The 4,435-nt window shown below is 53.8% G+C and carries 4 protein-coding genes and 1 pseudogene; all 5 read right to left on the reverse strand.

Translation table 11 applies throughout. The features are described from left to right. A pseudogene (locus HPY90_RS15000) lies at positions 1–180 on the reverse strand (DUF4351 domain-containing protein); the annotation flags it as partial. 136 nt (positions 181–316) lie between these two features. After that, positions 317–607 carry a glycosyltransferase gene (locus HPY90_RS15005; RefSeq protein ID WP_287195684.1) on the reverse strand — a complete coding sequence of 97 codons (291 nt, stop codon included), beginning with the start codon at positions 605–607 and terminating at the stop codon, positions 317–319. Further along, positions 591–2,234, reverse strand: coding sequence for a hypothetical protein (locus HPY90_RS15010; protein WP_287195686.1), 1,644 nt, complete (start codon positions 2,232–2,234; stop codon positions 591–593). The genes HPY90_RS15005 and HPY90_RS15010 overlap by 17 nt, the downstream gene beginning before the upstream one ends. Beyond that, on the reverse strand, positions 2,216–3,814 hold the full coding sequence (locus tag HPY90_RS15015; protein ID WP_287195688.1) for a VPA1262 family N-terminal domain-containing protein: 1,599 nt from the start codon (positions 3,812–3,814) through the stop codon (positions 2,216–2,218). The genes HPY90_RS15010 and HPY90_RS15015 overlap by 19 nt, the downstream gene beginning before the upstream one ends. 440 nt (positions 3,815–4,254) lie before the next feature. Beyond that, on the reverse strand, positions 4,255–4,435 hold a 181-nt coding region (locus HPY90_RS15020; RefSeq protein ID WP_287195690.1), incomplete at its 5' end, for a type II toxin-antitoxin system VapC family toxin.

Genomic DNA, 4,435 nt, shown 5'->3' on the forward strand with positions numbered 1-4,435 from the left:
CTTTTTGTCCATTTTACCCAATTCCCGGTAAAGCTGTTCTTCTTCCTCGCGGTTCAGCTTCAGGTAGGCCTCGAAAAAAGCGGCCAGCAACTCCATCCGGGCCGGGTCCAGCTTCATCCGGGCCAGCATGCGCAGGAATTCCAGCTTTACACGGACCCTTTCTTCCGGCCGGAAGCCCATTTTGCTTAACAGCGCCGCTGCTACCGGATTGTCGCTATGGATGTCCTCCCGCCAGTCGAGTTTTTTTAACTCCAGTTTGTAAAACCGGAAATTTAGAACATCCAGGAAGGGGAAGACAATCTCGAAGCTGTCCTCGTCACTTACCCTTGCCTACCGCAAACATGAGAACCGTCCCCTTGTTTTCCTCGGGCGGCACGAGGTCGCGGGTAGGCCGCACGCCGCTCGCCACGACCGGCTTGCCCGCCGCCATCGCCTCCATCACTGCGCGCGGCAGGTTTCCACGCCCGGAACTGGGGCGAAGAATTAGCCAGTCTCCGCCCGGTCCAGCCCGAGGAACAGCGCGCTCCAGGTAGCCGGGGACGCTTCCTCTAGCAAAAGCCCGCTGATACCCGGGCTCGAGCCCCCAGAGGCTAAAGCCCAAGTCCATAAGCCTTTTGGATTTCCATGAAGTAGGAAGGCATTTCTAACTTATTATCCCTGCCGGGCACCCGCTCCCAGTTCCGCCGGTCTGCTATGTATCCCCGAACGAAATCAATTGCGGGAACTGCTGGGCCCACAACCTCATCCGGAGGAAGCAACGCCCAGGCCCTGGCATGAGCCAAGATCCCTGCATAAAGAGCCCTCTTTTTCCGTTCCTCTGCTTCTGAACTTTCAAGCCAAATTCCTTCTACCGCCTGCAGCCTGCGGCAGAGGCCCTTGAGAAACCGCACCGAATTTTTCCTCGTCTTCCACCTTTGTGCCAGCGCGTTCCCCACAGCAAGGTCCAAAGCCGTAAAGGGTAACAACGAAGCATCGTGCTCGGCAGAATCCCGGTAGGCTTTCCAAACCAGGGCAAGCCATTTCCTGAGCAGCACTCGATTCAAAGCGCACAGCAGCTCCACGCTTCTTTTTTCCAGCGCCGCCTGTGCGCCGTAAAGCAAATACATGAGGCCCCAGGCAGAACGGCACGGCTCCCAGCCGGCAAGCTCTTGCTCAAGAGCAGCTTCCGAGAGGTAAAGAGAAATGCTCCTACCAACGTACTTCCCCAGAAAGTAGAGCGAAAAACGGTCGCCAGGGTTAAGATAAACAGCTGAAACAGTATCGAGGATATAGCCAAGCAATCCTGGCTTTTTTGTTGCCACCAGGAGAATAAGCACCCTCCCTAGGTAGACTGCAATCAACCTCCGAAAGGCCCGCGCCAGGGCAGCCTCTTTCTTCTCGGCTGGCACTAGCCTCACTTCGCGGCAGGCGCGCAATAAATCAACCAAATGGTGGAACACTTCAACCCTCGCCCACAGCCCGCCATGCTCGGCGATCTTCCAGAGTAATTCCAGGTCAAAGGCGAATTCTGGATCCTGACAAATCAGGTTGATGAAGGCAGGAGTTGCCGCTGCAGCCACCAACCGGGCGAAAAGAGCTCGATCACAGTAATAAACGAGGGCTAGAATCACGGCGTACGGCCCGTGCAGGTAATCCATGCGCTGGTGTCGCAAGGCTTTCATCAGGCAAGAAACCTTTGAGAGGTCCTCTTCTCTCAGTCCTTCTTCGTATTCACGTAAAGCCCGCTCCTCGAAGGTTCCCCTGGCTTCTGTCTTAAGGGAAAGTTTGTAGCTAAAGGGGAGTCCGTTGTTCAAACACTCCGCGAGGGAGTCCTGCACCAGCTTCAGTAGCTGTGGCTGCGCTTGCAGGACAACTCGCAACGCTACGTAAGGCAGTTCGAGGAGACAGAATACAGCAGCAAGCTCTACCAGAGCTTCCCGGGTTCTAAGGCACGCGAAATGAAAAAGCCCCCCGAGGACCAGCCTCAATTTCCAGGGGCCTTCCTTTCCGAACTGCTCTCCCCCGCCGGAACTCAGCTCAACCAGGTCAGGCGTTACGCCGTTGAGCAGACTTACAAGTGCGTTTCTTTTCTGGCCAGCAAAGCTTACGTATTCCTCGCGGTACTGCTCGTAGGTGCCACCTTCTCTCAGCAAAAGAGTCACATCTCCTTGGAGTTTCTCAATCACCCTCGCGCGCCAAGCGTTCTGGGCAAGCTTCCGCTCCAAATAAACCTTTTCTAGGGCCACACGATGCACTGAGCAAGCGCCTCCCAAAGGTTTTCAAAGGCCTCCAGCACAGGCCGGGGGTGAGCAACCTTCATCAGGATGCTGTGCGAAAGGCCAAGCGCGTTCACCGAACACCCGAGCGACCAGACTTTAGGCTCACGGCCCGGGAAGAGCAAAAACCTGTCGTGAAACTTCCACCCGTGCCGGCCGTGCTGGCAGCGGACCTCCAGGTTCACCTTCCTCTGCTTCAGGGCCTCCGCAAGCTCGCCCTTCAAATAGGCCACCCAGTCTTGATAACTACAAATTTTGACGCCATCGGCGGCCAAGCCCTTAACCTGCTTGCTGTATGAAGTGATAACCCTTAAGGGAACGCCGCTGAATTCACAAGCGAAAAGAGTCGCAAGGATATCGTTGGCGGTAGCGTAAGGGTCCCAAAGATAAACCCCGTTCTCCCCGTGCCAGGTAATCAGCTGCCGGAGATCGCTTAGTGCCCTTGTCCACTCGTTCCTGCCGCCCACCCCGTACTGCACGAATTCCAGGCGTCTTTCTAACGCTCTTTTGGAAGCAAGATTCACCCTCTTGCTAACCCATGTCCGCCAATCGGAAAAGGCTCCTGCCTTCACGACATCCCCGGAAACAGGCTGCACAGTATAGGAAAACCCTGGGCGGCGCTTCCCGTAGGGCGGCACGTTGATCGTGATCTTCTCCGGATGCACAAGGCGCACAGATATCGCCACACGGTTAACTAAGTGAAGAGACTTTTCATACAAAGTGATTTCGCCGCTTTTTGTAGAAATCCGGACGGTTATCCTGCCAGCAGTTGAACCAACGTGCAACCTCGTAAGAGGTTCCGCTGTTGTCACCGCAGTCCTCCCGAGAATCGTTTCGTCGAAAGTAACCCAACTCTCAATTCTCACTTCTTGCCGGGAGCGTTCTAGCTCGGGATGCCAGCGGGTGGCAACCCAGATATGCTTACCATCTCTGTCTCCCCACACATCAACCTTCAGCAGATTAACGGGAAACTGAAAAATAATGTTTTCCCAGCGGTCCTCAATAAATTCCAGATCAATGGGAATAACATCTTGAACTGCCGAGTTAACCTTTCTCTGGAGAGATGTTACATCACCGCGGAAATAGTTGGGATTCAACTCCCGATAAAGCTCCTTCTGCTCACTGAAAAACTCGAAAAGGTAGCTCGCGTAGCGGTGGGGATTCTTCAGAACACCGTGAATGGGAACACCAGGAGTGCAGGGCACAAAAACCGGCTCCAGAGGCGTCAGCTTCGCAACTTGAAGTTCAGGGCAACTGGGTTGCTGCCATCTCCCTTTCCTGGCCAGCCGCTCGTAGAGGTTCACGGCATCATCAACAGTTACCCTCTGGGAAACAACACCCAGGCTCAAATCTTTGGAAATCCTGACCGGACGCTCTGTGTGATACCGCAGGCGATCATTCCGAAAGGGCAGTTCCTCGAAAACAGCAATAGTAAAAACATTCCTGTGAAGCCTGTCTTTTCTCGAAGTAAGAACAACGCTCGTGATCGAACAGGAATTATACAGCCCGACTTCCCCAGACGTGGCAAAACGCCTGAACTTTTCTATTAACTCCCCCATTCACTTGCCCCACATTTCAAAATTGACTTCTAGGCCTTCCATTGCCCCTAGAATCTATGTTTCTCCATACTTTAGTCGCCTGGGGTTCCGGAATCGCCATAAAGTCCTTCTCCTTCTCCGGCAAGCCAGCCCTGTACAGCAAGAAAGTAATCAAGATCAAGCATAAAGGCAGATGCAGTTTTGAACCTGACATAACAATGGTCGTCAGGGAAAACGACAGCAGTGATTATGCGTTCTGCAGCCCGGGATTACTTCTTTCGCCGTAACTACAGGGAGCCTTCTTGTCATAGAGCAACCTCGACACAGCACAGGCCCTCTTCACAAGCAGACAGATGATGGCTAGGCGCCCCTCTGGTGGATCTCCTCCCCGCCCTTTTCCCGAAAATTTTTTACAGTAATCCGGAGTCCTGTACCTGGAGTCCTGCGGCCAAAACTTCTCCCTACAGCACATGAACATAATCATCAAGAAGGAGTACCTCCGGCGTATCAATTCTGGACCAGGATTGATCGTTTCCAATAATTGCATCGCAACCAGCTGCCTTAGCCGTGGCAATGATGAGCGCATCGGGCAGAGGCAAATTAGTTTCAACTCTAATAGAAGCGGCCATCTGGCCAATCTGG

The organism is Syntrophothermus sp. (genome assembly GCF_013314835.1).
GTDB lineage: Bacteria > Bacillota > Syntrophomonadia > Syntrophomonadales > Syntrophothermaceae > Syntrophothermus > Syntrophothermus lipocalidus.

Bases quoted from the DNA above. Each gene is read 5' to 3' on its own strand.
- HPY90_RS15005 (WP_287195684.1), bottom strand. From the start codon at position 607: ATGGACTTGGGCTTTAGCCTCTGGGGGCTCGAGCCCGGGTATCAGCGG.
- HPY90_RS15015 (WP_287195688.1), bottom strand. From the start codon at position 3,814: ATGGGGGAGTTAATAGAAAAGTTCAGGCGTTTTGCCACGTCTGGGGAA.